This is a genomic window from Prevotella corporis DSM 18810 = JCM 8529 (genome assembly GCF_000430525.1).
Lineage (GTDB): Bacteria > Bacteroidota > Bacteroidia > Bacteroidales > Bacteroidaceae > Prevotella > Prevotella corporis.
In genome coordinates, this window is the sequence record NZ_AUME01000021.1 from 34,885 (window position 1) to 50,574 (window position 15,690).

The following is a 15,690-nucleotide window of genomic DNA, read 5'->3' on the forward strand; positions in this document are numbered from 1 at the left end:
GCGAAAGGTCAGACTTTGTGTCATAAAAGGTCATCTATCGCAAGCCCAATGCTGAACTTTCTCCAAAAGTTTATGATTCAGCCCTTTTGCAAAATATTTGCACTGTATAATTAAAATAAAAATTATTTTTTTGAGTTATATTACTCAAGGAGAAATATTATACAACAAACATGAAATTATCCATTATCACAGCAACATATAATAGTGCAGCAACCCTCGTTGACACCATTAAATCGGTTTTAGGGCAAGATTATAAGAATATTGAATACATTATAGTTGATGGTGGGTCAACAGATGAGACATTAGATATTATAAAAGAATACGCACTTCGTTTTGACGGCAGACTGAAATGGATCTCCGAAAAAGATAAAGGAATCTATGATGCTATGAACAAAGGGATTATGATGTCAACAGGCGATGTAGTGGGTATTCTCAATTCAGATGATTATTATACGAGTAGCGATGTGCTCTCTACATATGTTAAGGCTTTTAAGGAATCAGACGTTGACGCTGTCTTTGGAGATGTACACTTTATTCGCGAAGGTGAACCTAACAAGGTAGCACGCTATTACTCATCAAAAATATTTCGTCCTTCGTTGTTGCGTTTTGGATTTATGCCTGCTCATCCCTCTTTTTATCTTCGTCGTGAGGTTTACCAAAAGGCTGGTTTTTATAGTTTAGATTATAAAATAGGGTCAGATTTTGAAATGATGGTGCGATTATTCAAAAATCATCACATAAGCTATAAGTATATTCATAAAGACGTTGTTACGATGCGCATGGGGGGAGCAAGTACAAATGGGGTAGGGAGTCATTTCCTATTGTTGAAGGAAGACACAAGAGCTTGTAAATCAAACGGTATATACACCCACCCTTTGTTTGTTTTGTTGAAATATATATACAAAGTTTTTGAATTTAAATTATGATATTGCATCTATTGAATATCAAAGAATTAAGACTATTGACAGCTTTACTTTTGACACTGTTTCCCTTGTCTTTATTGGCTGACAACTATCTTTTTAAAGATGGCAAGTCTGATTATATTATCATTTGTAATGCTCCTAAGGGCTCTTCTGAATATACGTCAGCAATGGAAATGCAAGCTTATATACAGAAGATAAATGGAGTAATGCTTCCAATCAATCCCAAAGAGCAGACTAATAGAAAACATATCTACATAGGATATAACAAAGAATTAAGGAAATTAGGGATAAAGCAACCCTCTGATTCTAACGAAGGATTTGTTTATAAAACTATTGGAGAGGATTTATATATTTTTGGAGGAAAACAATTAGGAACTATGTATGGTGTTTTCTCTTTTTTAGAAGACCAATTGGGCATTCATTGGTACACAAAAGATTATGTAAAAATACCAAAGTTAACACAATGGATATTGCCTTCAACGCTCAGTGTTACTGAAAAGCCAGCTTTTAAATATCGACATGTATTCTTTTACACATCGCGTATCAATCATGATTGGAATGCACACAATAAGTTGAATACAACTATGGGGTTGAATATTAAAAATAAATATGGCGGTTTAACATCTTATTGGGGTATTCATACAATGCAAAACATGGTAACGCAGGAAATGTTTTCAACACACCCAGAATATTTTGCTTTAATAAATGGAGAACGAAACAAAGAGGGGCAATTATGCTTATCTAACAAAGAAGTTATAGATTTGTTGAAAAGAGAAACCTTGAAAATGATAATGGAAAATCCTAGTCATTGGTGTTATAGTGTTTCACAGAAAGACAATGACATGTTTTGCGAGTGTGATAACTGTCAAATATTGATGCAGAAATATGGAGGCTATTCAGGAATATTGATTTGGGCAATTAATCAAGTTGCTGATGAAGTAAAAAAAACATATCCCAATGTAAAGATAGGAACGTTTGCTTACCATAAAACGCAAACACCTCCAAAGCATATAACACCGAGAGAGAATGTTGTTATCCGTTTATGCGATGTTGAATGTTGTTTCGGACACCCAATAGCATACGAACAAGGACATAATCGTTTGTTTCTCAATGATTTGAAACAATGGAAGAAATTAACCGATAATATTTATATTTGGGACTATGCAACTGGATTTTTTCAATACCTTGCACCTTTTCCCAATATATATGCAGTGTCTGAAAACTTAAAAACTTTCAAGGAAAATAATGTTATTGGTGTAATGAACCAAGGTCAATATCAAAATTATGGAGGTGAATTTTATGAATTGAAGCAATGGGTGTTTTCTAAATTATTGTGGAATCCCAATGCTAACCTTGACAATTTGATAACTACATTTATAACCGATTTTTATGGAGCAGCTGCACCGTATGTGCGTGAGTATTACGACCTCACTGCCAACCTTCTCAAGGATGAGGGAAAACATCTTATGTTTGATACCCACTATGATAGCGACATTTACACAAAAGACTTTATAAAAGCCGGAAGACATATTCTTAAGAAAGCAAAAGAAAGTGTTAAAGACGACGAAACATTGTTGTTTCGTGTGGAAGAACTTTATGCTCAAATACTATATTTATCAGTTAAACGCGATCCATGGAAATCGGTTAATGACGGAAGTCTGACAGAATTAAAAGCTTTTCTCAAGGCTACAGGTATGAATGTAAGTGAAAACGAAACAGCTGAACAATTTATTAAATCGCCAGAACCGATATGACTGATATTCTTAATTGCCTGCATAATCGTCCTCGATATTTTTTATAGGTGTTTTCATATCCTAGTACGTAGGCATACTTATTGAAATGTTGTTTGTAGTTTTTTGATATTATATTTTTTTTAAGAGGAAATAGATTAAATAACATCTATATTTGATTTTAAAGAATAAGGTGGTGGTTTTTTTTATGCCTCCTGAAGATGTATTATTAGAATGTCTTCTGTATTTTATTAAAGGTATATTCAAAACTTTCACTTTGTAGAAGGCTAATGCAACTATTGAAATCCAATTATCATGAGTGCATAATGTATGATTGGGTGGAAAGGGGAGAATTTTTTTTAAAAGTTCTTTTCTAAATGAAAGACAACAACCTAAGTAGCTGAATTTAATGAGATTATTTATAAATCCATGTTTTGTATTTCTGATTGCAAAAAACGATGGTTCTATCGTATTCATATTGTGATCTACCACTATTGCATCGGAAATCACCATGTCGTATTTCAACAGATATTGCATGCACACTTCTATTTTGTTAGGTAACCATACATCGTCTTGGTCGCAAAGAAATATATAATTGCCTTTAGCCTGTTTTATGGCATTTTCAAAGTTGCTTGTATAACCTTTTTCGCCTTGGTTTTTGAAAATTTTTATCTTTTCGCTATTTATTTTGGTCAGTACTTGGATAGTATTATCTGTGGAATAATCGTCTGAAATAATAATTTCATCATTTTCTTTTAGTTGTGGAAGTATAGAAGCAATTTGTTCTTCTATATATTTCTCACCATTATAAGTTGCAATGCATACTGAAATCATAGTCCTAAAGTTTTAATTTAAACCATGCAAATATACCTTTCCACATATATTTCCATCTTTGGAAGCCACCTTTGATGAATGGGAAATAGATAAGACGTAATAAAAATTTAGTTCCTTTTCCTAATTTGAAGGCAAGTGGAGTGTAGTTTCTTGTCAATAATATTAAAAAGTTTCGATATTGATAATAATATCTTGGCGGAGCAGAAAATATTATAGTGTGGCCTCCTATGTTTTTCTGGTTTTTGCCTACTTGATGTTCAATTTTCAAATGTGAGGTAATTCCACATAGGTATCCTTTAGAAATGGCTCTGAAACACCACTCACAATCTACAAAATCAATAAATAATTTTTCTTCAAAGAAGCCCACGTCATAGAAGGTTTTTATGCAAACACATGAGCCTGAAGATATTATTTCTTTTTTAAAAATAAATCCGTTGTCTCCTTTTATATCTTTGTGGATGATGGATTTGTATTCTTTTTTGTTGTCTTTATTGATGATAGTGGGACCTAAAATGGCTAAATTCGGATAAGTTTTTTTTATTTGTACAAACTCGTTGAGTATTTGTTTTGGATAATTTTCTCCAAAACAGCTATCTTGGTCAAAGAAGATGATATGTTCTATGGTGTGATCTAAAAGAATGCTTTTTATTGCTATGTTTTGCGCTTTGGCAATGCCGGTGTTCTTATGGAGGCTTATATAGCTCATTTTCCCGACTGTATTACCAGAAAAGTTGCTTTGTGAAGAGTTATCAACTATACTTCCTTTATAAATATTGGCAATTCTTTGAATATGTATCAACTCGTTTTCTTCAGGATTGAAGAGTACAAATGCAATAGCGATGTTATCTGTTGATGACATTTTGAATATATTGTTGATAAACAACTGCAAAGTTAATCATTATTTTGAGATTTCCAATTAAAAGTTTTATCTTTGCAGCTGCGTGGTTAGTTATTTTTGTCGATAGTGGAATATAATATATGAAAGTACTTTTTGACCATCAAATTTTTAGCTATGTTTATGGTGGCGCATCTAAATATTTTACAATGCTTCTAAAGTATCTACCTCGTGAGTGCTGGGATACGACAACGCTATTAACAAGTAATGAATATGTACGGGCTGAAAAGTTAATGCCATTTACTCTTAAAAAATATTTTAGGGGGCAGACGGTCTTGCAAGAATATTTAAACAGACCATATAGTAATTTCATGATAAAAAAGAAATGTTATGATATCTTTCATCAAACCAATTTTGGAACATATTGTTTAGATAAAATAGGTAGTAAACCTATGGTAACAACTTATCATGACGCCAACCTATCAACTATTGATCCACATCCCGAATTAGTAGAACAGCAGAGAGTATCGCTTGAACGTGCTGATTCCGTTATTGTTGTAAGTGAGAATACTAAAAAAGATTTATTGCAGCTTTTTAAGGTAGATGAGACTAAGGTTTCGGTGATTTATCATGGGATTGAAATACCAGATTTGTCAAAACTCAATCACGAAAGAATAGTAGAACGTCCTTATATTTTGTATGTCGGAAGGCGAACATTCTATAAGAATTTTGATAATTTTGTAAAAGCATGTTCTTTAGTAATCAGTACATTCCCAGATATTCAAGTCGTTTGCACGTCATCATGTTTTTCAAACAAAGAGTATTCAAAGTTTAAGTCTTTGGGGATCGAAGATAATATGAAGGCAATCTGCTGTGACGAGGCAGACATGGTGAGATTATATAGAGATGCGATAGCTTTTGTTTTCCCTAGCTTTTACGAAGGCTTTGGAATGCCTATTTTAGAATCTTGGAGTTGTAATTGTCCGGTAGTTTTATCAACAGCAAGTTGTTTTCCTGAAATTGCAGCTGACGCTGGATTGTATTTTGCTCCTGATTCAGTAGATGAAATGTTTTCACAAATTATGAAAGTTATAGAAGATGATGCTTTAAAAGAAACTTTGAGGCAAAGGGGAACTGAACGCCTGAAGAAGTTTTCTTGGGAGCGATGTGCCAATGAACACCTAAAAGTTTATCAGTCTTTAGCTGATTAAGATGTATTATTGTTCTGTGAAAATGAATTGGCTACTCTAAATATCTACCATAAAGAACAGAACCAACATTTAGGAATGGTTTAGATATTATACAACGAACTTATAAGTAAAGATACTATCCGTACTTCTCTTATGGTTTCAAATTGTTACGGTTCTTTAAAAGTTCTATTGAAAATCATCAATCTTTCTTGATAAGATTTATGACCAAATAAGATGTTATCGTATTCCATGCTTGGGAGTTGGGTCATTGACCATATCTTGATGAGACAATAAAAATAGACAAAGGCTTTAAAGAGTTCTCTGTTATTGTGATTATTGAAACAATCCATAAGGGATTTCCATATAATCCAATAAGAGAAAATAAAGAGCATGCCGATTCGCTTACTTAATGTATCAAATTCACTGAAGAAAAAGAAAGCAATGAGGTAAGCCAAAAAAGCATTGATAATAATTGCGCCATCTTTCGTAAATTCTTCACTTTGTATTTTCTTATAATAGGTAAAAACCAATATGCTGGTAAACAATCTTTCAATATAACCTATAGAGAGTGGGGTGGCCTTATTGAAAAGTTCGGTATAGGCTTTTAATTTTTCAGCAAATTGTTGATCCAATCCTATGATGTTTACAACGCTCAATACAACTGAAATTTTGAGCAGGAAAATGAGATTGCATATTATAACGACTACTAAAAAAATCCATTTATTCAACTTCTTGTGGAAGAAGAAATAAAGCGGTAAATATATTAATGCCGATGAGTGGAAAGAAGCTCCCAAGAGGCACAATGAAAAATAAGGAATGATTTTTCTGTTTTTAAGATATGGTAAAGCATTTAAGAAGAGCATTATTGAAATAGAATTTCTAAGTAAATTGGTACTTATTTCTACCCCTCCAAATACAAAATAAAGGGTTAATCCTAAAGGAATATTGTTGGTGCGTTGTTTGAAGAAGTTTAAAAGTAGAATTAAATTAATAAAACAAATAACAGCTTGGAAGAAAAAGTAATTATTGGCGATATTTTTGCATAAAAGGTTTAAAATGGTAAATCCGGGTTCAAAGGATACTACGGAACCAATCTTATACTTGAAAATATCGCTCCATTCGCAATGATAAAAATATTGATAATAAATAATCCAATCACTGAAAATGAATCCTCTAAATGCAAAGAATACAAAGAAAGTTGTAATTGCGACAAATATGCTATATTTTCGATTAGTTTCTGTCGCACTTGGTGCTGCACAAATACAGGCACAAATTTCTAAGATGGCAACTTCAACGAGGTATGGAATTGGAAATATCATCTTTGCTTTTTATCAATAAGATTATCAGGCTTGTTATTCCTCCTGATTCTTATCTTCGCTTTTGTCTCGCTCTTGGTTATTCTCTAACCTTCTTCGATTTGGAGAAATAAGTAAAACCCATACTGCGTCTAAGAAAAATCCTATAGTAACAAATAACAAAACAATGACGAAACGTGGGGTACTTGATGCCTTATAAGGCATAATGGGACGCTGAAGTATGGTGTATGCTGGAGTTGATTCTTGTAATTTTGCCAATGATGCTTGGTATTGAGCTGTCATTTGGGTATATGTGTTGTATTTCAATTGCATATCGTTTTCTAATTCTTCCTGTTTTGATTGTAGGCTTTGCAATGATAAATCAATGTTGGCATCAGCAAATTTTGCGTATTTCTTTTGAGCTGTCTTATAATTATTGAGTGCCTCATTCTTTAATTTGTTATAATAAAAGACATCATTTTTATTCTTTTTTGTCTTATATTTGTTGATATACTCCTGAAGACGATTTTGAACAGTATCCACTAAAATGGCTGCCACCAGTGGGTCTTGATCCGTGCAGGTTATAGTAATGATGCTTGTTTTGTTATCAACCAAACAAGCAATATTGTTTCTAATGCCTTCACAAGTTTCAAATTCTTTTTTAGGCATTTGAAATTTGTCAACGTTGCCAACTAAATTTGCTGTGTCATTTTTCTTTATTAATGCATGTATCAACTTTAGTTTCCATGTTTGCCAAAATGGAACTTTGGTTTGATACTTTAAGTGGTTAAAATAAGTTGTTACTGAATCACTTTTTGTTGTTCTAACTTTTATGTCAAATAAATTTCTGATAAAATCATTTGAGCCCACCACTATTGGATACAATTCAGGGTATATAGCGTCCACAGATTTTTTTGTGTCTAAATCCAAACCAAAATTTGCGGCCATATCAGAAAGGCTTCCTGATAAGCCTGTGCTTTGTATTTCAGGGGCTAAAATGGATTCGGCTGTATATTCCTTCGGACTATTTAATGCAATGACAATACCCAAAACTGAGAAAACGGTTAAGAAGGAAACCAGTAGATATTTTCTTCTTAATATTTGCTTCATCGCTAAAATAATATCAAATTCATTTGATTTCTCATTATCTTTCATATCTTTATCATTCTTTCTTTATAATTCTGGTTTTCTATATGGGTTTTATGTAAAAGGGGACTCCCAAATGCAATGATAGTCTAAATCCTTATTTCTATTTCCAATTTGTTTTGCAGGAACTCCACCAACAATAGTGTAAGGGGCTACACCCTTAGTGACGACTGCATTAGCACAGACAACTGCTCCCTCTCCAATTTCAATTCCTTGCAAAATAGTTGCACCTATACCAATCCATGCAAAATCGTTAATCAGGATAGGAAGATACGAGGCATCAAAAGTTTTGCTATTAACGTCATGACTGCCCGTAATAATTTGAACATTATGCGAAATGGAAACATTGTTTCCTATTGTGATGCCTCCTCGTCCATCCAAAAGGCAATTGCGATTTATATGCGAATAATTACCTATGATAATTTTATTTGCATTATTTATATAGCATTTTTTCATGATAAACGATTGCTTGCCAATCTGCATTCTTACAGCTTGTAAGTACTTCTTGCGAATATTCCAAAAAGGAATATGGGGAAGAATGTCGTTTACAACATATTCCATTGCAAAAGCGTAAATCCACTTATACAATGAACTTTGTTTGAAGGAAAATAAAATCAGTGATTTGATGAAGAATAATGCTTTCTTGTAACTAAATTTTCCTTGTGAGGTTATTTTATAATTATAAATTAAACTTTGAAAAGGCTTGTTTGATATTCCTTCTCTTTCGTAAGTTTGTATGATAGTTTTTGTTTTTTGGAATTTATATCCTGCTTTATATACTGAAAATATCATGTGCCAATCTAAGGCAAATCCTAGATCTTTTTTGCGATTTATGTCGTAAAGATATTTTTTGTGAACATTGCTCCTTACGAATGATGAACCATGCCTGTAAATGGGATAATATTCCAATAATTTGGGAGTGTTCGGAGCTGTTATAATTCTCTTGCTTCCTTTGTCAATCTCTATGCTATCTCCGTAAATAATGTCTATTTTATTTAAATCAATGCTTTTTAAGGCATATTCTATGGCTGTTGGACTGGCAAAAGTGTCCCCGCTGTTAAGTATATTAATCCAATCTCCTGTTGAATGAAGAATGCCTTTATTCATGGCATCATACATACCATTGTCCTTTTCTGAAATCCAATAATTTATATTATCAGCATATTCTTTGATAACATCTAATGTTCCGTCTGTGCTTCCTCCGTCAATGACAATATATTCCTTATCCTCCCATGTTTGTGAGAGATAACTTTCAATAGTTTCTCTGATGTGAGCAACATCATTGAAAACGACTGTTATGACGCTAACTTTATTTGCCATATTTTATTTATTCCAAATTCCTGTTGCTTTTTGTTTTATTAATTTCCTGCATTGGTAAAAATGTATTGCTGTCATTGTCCCATAGGCTGCTGACATATAGAATACAATTTCTTGTATATTCATATTTTTCCCCCAAACAAACATTATTGTTAAATAAATGAATGTTGCAGTTATGGAAGTAATTATTTGAATATAAATCTTATTTAATCCATTTAGCAAATAGGTTACACAATTATTAAGATTAAAAAAAGAAATATATAGGAAAACAGATAGTGATACCATAAAAGGTACATGAACCGCTTTGCCTACCCAAAAAAGGTAAAAGTATTGTGAAACTATCAGCATAATAATTCCTGCAAATTCTGTGAACAACCAAATCTTTAGTGCTGATTTAAATGCTTTTTCTATCCAATTGAAGTCTTGTTTTACATACGCATCGGTGTAGGCATTCCACATTGGAGAAATAAAGACTAAATATCCGATAGCAAGTAAATTAAAAAATTTATAGGCTATATTGTAAGTTGTTACTGATTCTGGTCCGCAAAATTGGGTGATAAAAAGGTTTGAGCTTCCATAAATAACCAAGCAGCTTGTTATTTGAATTAAAAAGAATCCTAATCCTTTGCCTACTATAGTTGATAAAAAATCTTTTCTAAATGATTGAATTGTAGGACGAAACTCTGGGTACTTGCTGAAGATTGGTATTGCTGCGAGGATATAAATTATTGCAGGCGTACAAGTGAATGCAAATACAACATAGATTAATTTTCCGTTTGTAAACTTCGTTAATAAAAAAATAATTAATAACCCTATTATATTTCCCAAAGTATTTATGAAATCCCACAAAGCATATTTTTGCAGAGCTACAAAAACATAACCAATATTCTTGAGTACAAATAAAATAAGGGTAAATCCGATTGCAACGAATAATACGTTTTGTAGTTCTGTATTGCTTATCGTATTTGTGTTAAAAACACTATTAAGATTTAATAGCTTTAATAAAATAAATCCTACAATCGCAATGATACTTGCTATCATTGTCAATGCTATAATTGTTGTACTTAAATAGGATTGGGCTTCTTTATAATTGCCTTTTGAAACGGCTTCGGTAAGATAGTTGCGCATGCCATTTCCTAATCCTATATCAAAGAATGAAAACCAATATAAGATAGAGGTTATTGTCAGCCAAACTCCATAAAGTTCAGAATTAAGATAGTTTAGCGTGATTGTTACAACAAGGAGCGAGGTTATTAATCCAATAACTTTTAAAATAGCAGAATATAAGATGTTGCTTTTGAGCATTTTACTTCTGCCATCTGTACTTATAAATTGATTTATACCCTTGTTGATTATCATTCTGAAAATTCCCAATGACATTTTTTGTTATTTCAAAATATTTGCGATAGTAGCGATCACCGCTGCCATACTTGCTGCACTTGAGCCAATAGTAACAAGCTCTGCCAAACTCATCTTGGCGCGTGATTTTGTTGGGACGATAATCTCGCACCCGGGACGTACTTTCGCGTTATGTCCCACTTTCGCGAGGGTGCCGTTCATGTACATGATGTAGGTGCGACTCTTTTTTGCATCGGACGAGAAACCACCGGCTTGATCGATGTAGTAAGCTACGTTTTTGCCCTCTCGATAGCTTACGGCATTAGGATACATCACGGCTCCATTGATTCTTACGGTTCCGTTGTATTGGGGCACGATGATGCGATCGCCCTCTCGAAGAATCAGGTCGGCATCGCTGCCAGGCATCTCTAATGCTTTATCTAACTCTATACCAACGGGGTAGGTCTCAGGAAGTTGGAATTTCTTAAGACGGGTATTCTGAGTTTGTTGCGAAGCTTGTATAATACCAGCAGCGTTGGAACTCTTGGCTGCAAGGTCGAGCATGTTTTTGCTTTCTTGCTCCATTTGCATTTTGTAAGCGGCTTCCATACGCATCCGCTCAACTTCTGTTGGCTTCCTCTCAAGTCTGGCCCCCTTGATGTAAGCTAATTCCGTGGCTCCGCCAGCAGCTTTGAAAATATCGCTTAGGCGGGTGTTGCGGCCTGTTAAGGCATAGTTTCCAGCAAATAAAACCTCACCTTCAATAGTAATGTTCTGTTGTTTTGTTGTACCAGGACTCTTTCTGATAAAAACCTCATCGAACGGAGCTAACGTAAAGCCAGCCTCGCCGTTGATTACAAAACCATCTTTCAATGCAAATGAATAGCTGTGTGCGATAATAGAATCGGTTGCCAATGCCTCTGGATTGATGATTCTTCTTGATACATCGACTCTTACCGTTGAGGCGGTCTGTTTCAAACCTCCAGCCTGAAGGATAAAGTCTTCTAATGTTTCATTATCTGCATATTTATATGTGCCAGGAAATTGTACTTCACCGTGAATAGCGATGGTTCGCTCTTCCTGAACGTCACTCCTTGTCGGAACGAACAGTACATCTTCATTTTGAAGCGGTATATCGGCCACTCTGCCGAGCAAAATACCTTCGATATCAACAGAAATTACCTCCAATGTCCTGTCCGCCTTCATCCTATGCATGACTGCATGGGGAGCAAAAGCTACTTCGGTGAGGCCTTCCGCTGCCTCGACAAGGGCCCTGACGCTGTTGATTTGGCCTCCGACCTCATACATGCCTGGACGGAATACGGCACCTTTGATTTCTACCATGTTCTCGTAACGGGGAATTACTGAGTCAACGCTAACAGAATCCTCATCCGAAAGGGTGAACCGATTCATGTCAAATTCGTTTACATTGAAAATAGAATATTGTCTGCCGGTCTTGCGTCTAACCCTTACCGATTTTGTGTAGGCATCGCCTGAGAAACCGCCGGCATAGCCAATCAGGGCGCCGAGACTCTCATTGCGTTTCATTTCATAGTACATCGGCCGTTTAACCTTACCGCTGACATTGACTAACATATCGTAAGCACCGACAACAATGACGTCGTTGTCGGTAAGTCGCACATTGCCACTCAGATGTCCTCGTCTTAAAAAATCGTAAATGTCAACAGTGCTTATCAGTGAGCCCCTTCTATAGACTTTGATGTTCCTCAGAGTTCCCAATTCTCCTATTCCTCCAGCCATATATAGTGCGTTGAACACTGTAGCAAAGGCTGACAAGGTATAGGTGCCGGGTGTCTTCACTTCTCCTACAACATTCACCATAATGGTGTGTGTCTGCCCAACTGACAGACGAATGTTGGAACTGCTGTATCTTTTACCCAGTATCCGCCGAATCTTATTGTTAGCTTGCTTAACGGTAAGTCCGCTGACTTGTATTGGGCCGAATCCCTCAATGGTGACGATGCCATCTGGAGCTACTGTCGTTTCATACGATTTCTGTGAAGCCCCATAGATGTCAATGAAAACGGCATCTCCTGGTCCTAGTCTGTAATTGGCTGGAAGAGCCATGTTCATGTTAGGCTCGAAAGAGAGATTGCGGTTGTTGAAAATGTCTCTACCCCAAACCTCCTTTTTGTTTTTCTTCAATTTCTTCAGGAGGTTCTTATACATCGTTGCCGTATCTTGTGGCATCCAATTGTCTAACTCCTCTTGCATCATCAGGTATTCTCCATCCTCCTCATCGTAAGTGTTCTTGTTTGTGGATTTTGAATTTATGCGTTGGTTGGAATATCTGGCAGCTTCATCTTGCGCATCCTTGTAATCCTCTAGCGTCTCGTCGGCAATCTGTCGCTTGCTTACCCCAGGTCTTTTTTGCCCATTATTCTTTCTGCCGCGGTCGTATTCTTTAGTGGTGGTCTCTCCCAATGTGGCATTACCTTTTTTCATCTTCTCGTAGGTATTTCTCACGCGTCTGATTTGGGAAATATCCACACCGTTTTGCATCAATTTGGTTACTATCTGTGCCTGGGACGTTCCTTTCCCTTGTTCTTTTACAACAAATTCCATTACCTGTGTGTCTGTCATTGAAGACTGTCCATAGGTAACTTGGAATCCCGTTATAACCATCAAGAATAAAAGTATGTATTTTTTCATTTTATCTTAAAATTTCTTTCCGCTAATAATTGAAGTAAAAGTTTTCATGACAATTTTAAAGTCCAACCATAATGAACGCTTCTCAAGATATCGAATATCCATTTCCATACGCTTCAGCATTTTTCCCATTGTATCTGTATATCCGTTGTATAGGGTTGCCTCGGATGTCAAACCTGGTCGCATTTGGAATATAAGTGGATATTGGTCAGTATGTTGCATGATTTGGTCAATGAAATACTTGCGTTCTGGCCTTGGCCCAACAAACGACATAGTACCAATCAACACATTCCAAAGCTGAGGCAGCTCATCCATATGATGACTTCTAAGGAATTGCTCAAGTTTGGTTGAGTTCGAATCATCACAGGTTGCAACTAACTGGGGCCCATATTCCTCAACGATACTGCTCATAGTCCGAAACTTGAAAATGACAAATGGCTTACCCTTATATCCGAGTCGTATCTGCCGGAAAAAGACTGGTCCATTATCTTGCCTTTTCAGCATTATGGCAATAATGAGGAACACAGGAGACAAGAGAACTAAACCTGATAATGCGAAGAAGATATCCAAGGCTCTTTTGCATATTCGTTGGAAAATCCCCATGCCATCATAAGTATTAGCTTGCTCCATTGTCAAATATTCTCTCTTCGTTTTTTATAATAACTCAGTAGTTCGTAATTTGTTGCAAAGATACTATATTTTATTTAATTCTTATGATTTTTTTTAGCTATCTTTGCATACTAAAGTGATACAGAACCTCGAGAGAGCGTTCCTTTTGGTATATTCTTGTGCGAAGTTGATGTTAACGGGTAAATGCGGAAGATAATTCATATTGACATGGATGCTTTTTATGCATCTGTTGAGCAGCGAGACAATCCACGGTTGAAAGGGTTGCCCATAGCCGTATGCTATGATGACTTGCGTAGTGTGGTAACAACTGCCAGTTACGAGGCGCGGTCTTTCGGCGTTCATTCTGCGATGCCAGTTTTTCAGGCTAAACGCTGTTGCCCACATTTGCAGATAGTGGAACCTCATTTTGAGAAATATAAAGAGGTCTCATCGCAAATCCATGATATATTTTCGGAATATACGGATGTCATAGAGCCTTTGTCATTGGACGAAGCTTTCCTTGACGTTACTGAAAATAATGTGGGAGTGAAATTTGCAGTCAATATTGCCAAGGAAATCAAGAGGAAAATATCCGAGAGAATCCAACTGACGGCTTCGGCTGGCATCAGTTATAATAAATTTTTGGCGAAGATAGCTTCTGACTACAGGAAACCAGACGGTATTTTTACGGTGCATCCAGCTAAGGCAATGGATTTTATAGGTAGTCTGCCTATTGAGAGATTTTGGGGTGTAGGACCAAAAACGGCACTTCAGATGCATAAGATGGGTATTTTTAAAGGTGAACAACTGCGACAGGTTTCATTGGAACATCTCACTCAGGTATTTGGCAAAACAGGTAACATTTACTATTCGTTTGCACGCGGTGTTGACGACCGACCAGTAGCTGTTGGCAGGGAAAGAAAATCTGTAGGATGTGAACAGACCTTTAAAGAGGATATTCATCGTTTTTCGCAGATTATCATAGAATTATATCATATCGCACTTGAACTGGCCGAACGGATTAAGAAGAGTGATTTCGAGGGTAGGACATTGACCTTGAAGATTAAATGGAGTGCTGATTCTCAAATTACACGAAGCGTAACGGTTGACCAGTCAATCTGTACAAAAGAGGAAATTCTGCCGTTAGCGAAAAAATTGTTACAAGAGACTGATTATAAGAAACGCTCCATTCGCCTTTTGGGGTTGTCGGTCTCGTCGGCAAGTAGAGAAAATGAAAACAGTGATAAATTATCGCTTTGGAGAGAAGGGGATTTGGATTTTTCGGATAGACTAATATAACCTTTAACTTACAGGAAAATCCTTTACAAATTTACTTTATTGATATAATATTTTTGAATTGAAAATGAAGATGTTATGTATTCTTATTCAAAAGCTTATCTTTTGTCAGTTAAAAGCTCACCTATTGCACTTCGAAAGATGACCTTTGGTCATGTGTTAATCGCAAGTTCAACATAGAACTGCAATCCCAAGTACGGGTGTAGCTTAATAATCTATACCTGAAAACACCGAGGGGGTGGGGGGCGAGCAGCCCCCATGAGTGGAAAAATCAGCAAGCAATGCATAAAAATGAAAAAGGGAGACCTCTGTCTCCCAAAGATTAATTAAATTTGCATTGCTATGTACAAACAATTAACCTCGGAGCAAAGGTACACAATTTCTGTGCTACTCCAAAACGGAATGAAACAAAAAGACATTGCCAAAGCGATAAATGTAAGTCCAAGTACAGTGTCACGTGAAATAAGACGTAACAGTGGGATTAGAGGACACTACAACTGGGAGACA

General features: G+C 35.6%; 13 protein-coding genes. 5 read left to right on the plus strand and 8 right to left on the minus strand.

Going from position 1 to position 15,690, the window contains the following annotated elements; translation table 11 throughout:
- The first annotated feature begins 170 nt into the window (after nucleotides 1-170).
- Nucleotides 171-926, plus strand: coding sequence for a glycosyltransferase family 2 protein (locus H515_RS0105465; RefSeq protein WP_025876177.1), 756 nt, complete (start codon nucleotides 171-173; stop codon nucleotides 924-926).
- Nucleotides 923-2,677, plus strand: a complete 1,755-nt coding sequence (locus H515_RS0105470) for a DUF4838 domain-containing protein (protein WP_025876175.1) — start codon at nucleotides 923-925, stop codon at nucleotides 2,675-2,677. The genes H515_RS0105465 and H515_RS0105470 overlap by 4 nt, the downstream gene beginning before the upstream one ends.
- Before the next feature lie 108 nt (nucleotides 2,678-2,785).
- On the opposite strand, the gene H515_RS0105475 is transcribed toward H515_RS0105470, so the two are convergent.
- Together H515_RS0105475 and H515_RS0105480 are read right to left on the minus strand one after the other, a co-directional pair.
- A complete protein-coding gene (locus H515_RS0105475) occupies nucleotides 2,786-3,487 on the minus strand; it encodes a glycosyltransferase family 2 protein (RefSeq protein ID WP_025876173.1) in 702 nt (233 codons plus the stop codon).
- Between the two features lie 4 nt (nucleotides 3,488-3,491).
- On the minus strand, nucleotides 3,492-4,346 hold the full coding sequence (locus tag H515_RS0105480) for a glycosyltransferase family protein (protein WP_025876171.1): 855 nt from the start codon (nucleotides 4,344-4,346) through the stop codon (nucleotides 3,492-3,494).
- Between the two features lie 119 nt (nucleotides 4,347-4,465).
- Here H515_RS0105480 and H515_RS0105485 point away from each other — a divergent pair, with 119 nt between their 5' ends.
- On the plus strand, nucleotides 4,466-5,533 hold the full coding sequence (locus tag H515_RS0105485; protein WP_025876169.1) for a glycosyltransferase family 4 protein: 1,068 nt from the start codon (nucleotides 4,466-4,468) through the stop codon (nucleotides 5,531-5,533).
- Between the two features lie 146 nt (nucleotides 5,534-5,679).
- Here the strand turns inward: H515_RS0105485 and H515_RS0105490 are convergent, their stop codons facing one another.
- From H515_RS0105490 to H515_RS0105515, 6 genes are read right to left on the minus strand one after another with little or no spacing between them, the layout of a single operon-like run.
- Nucleotides 5,680-6,831: an EpsG family protein gene (locus H515_RS0105490; protein WP_025876167.1), complete on the minus strand. Its 1,152-nt coding sequence runs from the start codon at nucleotides 6,829-6,831 to the stop codon at nucleotides 5,680-5,682.
- A 33-nt stretch (nucleotides 6,832-6,864) separates the two neighbouring features.
- Entirely contained in the window at nucleotides 6,865-7,962 is a 1,098-nt protein-coding gene (locus H515_RS13030; RefSeq protein WP_025876165.1) for a GumC domain-containing protein, read from the minus strand.
- Between the two features lie 45 nt (nucleotides 7,963-8,007).
- Nucleotides 8,008-9,273 carry a glycosyltransferase gene (locus H515_RS0105500; RefSeq protein ID WP_025876163.1) on the minus strand — a complete coding sequence of 422 codons (1,266 nt, stop codon included), beginning with the start codon at nucleotides 9,271-9,273 and terminating at the stop codon, nucleotides 8,008-8,010.
- 3 nt (nucleotides 9,274-9,276) lie between these two features.
- Nucleotides 9,277-10,629 (minus strand): lipopolysaccharide biosynthesis protein, encoded by a 1,353-nt coding sequence (locus tag H515_RS0105505; RefSeq protein WP_036891531.1) that lies wholly within the window; start codon nucleotides 10,627-10,629, stop codon nucleotides 9,277-9,279.
- A gap of 27 nt (nucleotides 10,630-10,656) precedes the next feature.
- Nucleotides 10,657-13,281 carry an SLBB domain-containing protein gene (locus tag H515_RS0105510; RefSeq protein WP_025876161.1) on the minus strand — a complete coding sequence of 875 codons (2,625 nt, stop codon included), beginning with the start codon at nucleotides 13,279-13,281 and terminating at the stop codon, nucleotides 10,657-10,659.
- Between the two features lie 6 nt (nucleotides 13,282-13,287).
- Nucleotides 13,288-13,908: a sugar transferase gene (locus H515_RS0105515; protein ID WP_025876159.1), complete on the minus strand. Its 621-nt coding sequence runs from the start codon at nucleotides 13,906-13,908 to the stop codon at nucleotides 13,288-13,290.
- A 183-nt stretch (nucleotides 13,909-14,091) separates the two neighbouring features.
- Between H515_RS0105515 and dinB the strand changes: the two genes are divergently transcribed.
- Both dinB and H515_RS15200 read left to right on the plus strand, forming a co-directional pair.
- Entirely contained in the window at nucleotides 14,092-15,186 is a 1,095-nt protein-coding gene (dinB, locus tag H515_RS0105520) for a DNA polymerase IV (RefSeq protein WP_025876157.1), read from the plus strand.
- Nucleotides 15,187-15,525: 339 nt separating this feature from the next.
- A partial coding sequence (locus H515_RS15200; RefSeq protein ID WP_154653652.1) for a helix-turn-helix domain-containing protein occupies nucleotides 15,526-15,690 on the plus strand: 165 nt, incomplete at its 3' end.

What these genes read in the sequence shown, in the direction of transcription:
- H515_RS0105465 (WP_025876177.1), top strand. Translation starts at nt 171, where the DNA reads ATGAAATTATCCATTATCACAGCAACATATAATAGTGCAGCAACCCTC.
- H515_RS0105470 (WP_025876175.1), top strand. Translation starts at nt 923, where the DNA reads ATGATATTGCATCTATTGAATATCAAAGAATTAAGACTATTGACAGCT.
- H515_RS0105475 (WP_025876173.1), bottom strand. Translation starts at nt 3,487, where the DNA reads ATGATTTCAGTATGCATTGCAACTTATAATGGTGAGAAATATATAGAA.
- H515_RS0105480 (WP_025876171.1), bottom strand. Translation starts at nt 4,346, where the DNA reads ATGTCATCAACAGATAACATCGCTATTGCATTTGTACTCTTCAATCCT.
- H515_RS0105485 (WP_025876169.1), top strand. Translation starts at nt 4,466, where the DNA reads ATGAAAGTACTTTTTGACCATCAAATTTTTAGCTATGTTTATGGTGGC.
- H515_RS0105490 (WP_025876167.1), bottom strand. Translation starts at nt 6,831, where the DNA reads ATGATATTTCCAATTCCATACCTCGTTGAAGTTGCCATCTTAGAAATT.
- H515_RS13030 (WP_025876165.1), bottom strand. Translation starts at nt 7,962, where the DNA reads ATGAAAGATAATGAGAAATCAAATGAATTTGATATTATTTTAGCGATG.
- H515_RS0105500 (WP_025876163.1), bottom strand. Translation starts at nt 9,273, where the DNA reads ATGGCAAATAAAGTTAGCGTCATAACAGTCGTTTTCAATGATGTTGCT.
- H515_RS0105505 (WP_036891531.1), bottom strand. Translation starts at nt 10,629, where the DNA reads ATGATAATCAACAAGGGTATAAATCAATTTATAAGTACAGATGGCAGA.
- H515_RS0105510 (WP_025876161.1), bottom strand. Translation starts at nt 13,281, where the DNA reads ATGAAAAAATACATACTTTTATTCTTGATGGTTATAACGGGATTCCAA.
- H515_RS0105515 (WP_025876159.1), bottom strand. Translation starts at nt 13,908, where the DNA reads ATGGAGCAAGCTAATACTTATGATGGCATGGGGATTTTCCAACGAATA.
- dinB (WP_025876157.1), top strand. Translation starts at nt 14,092, where the DNA reads ATGCGGAAGATAATTCATATTGACATGGATGCTTTTTATGCATCTGTT.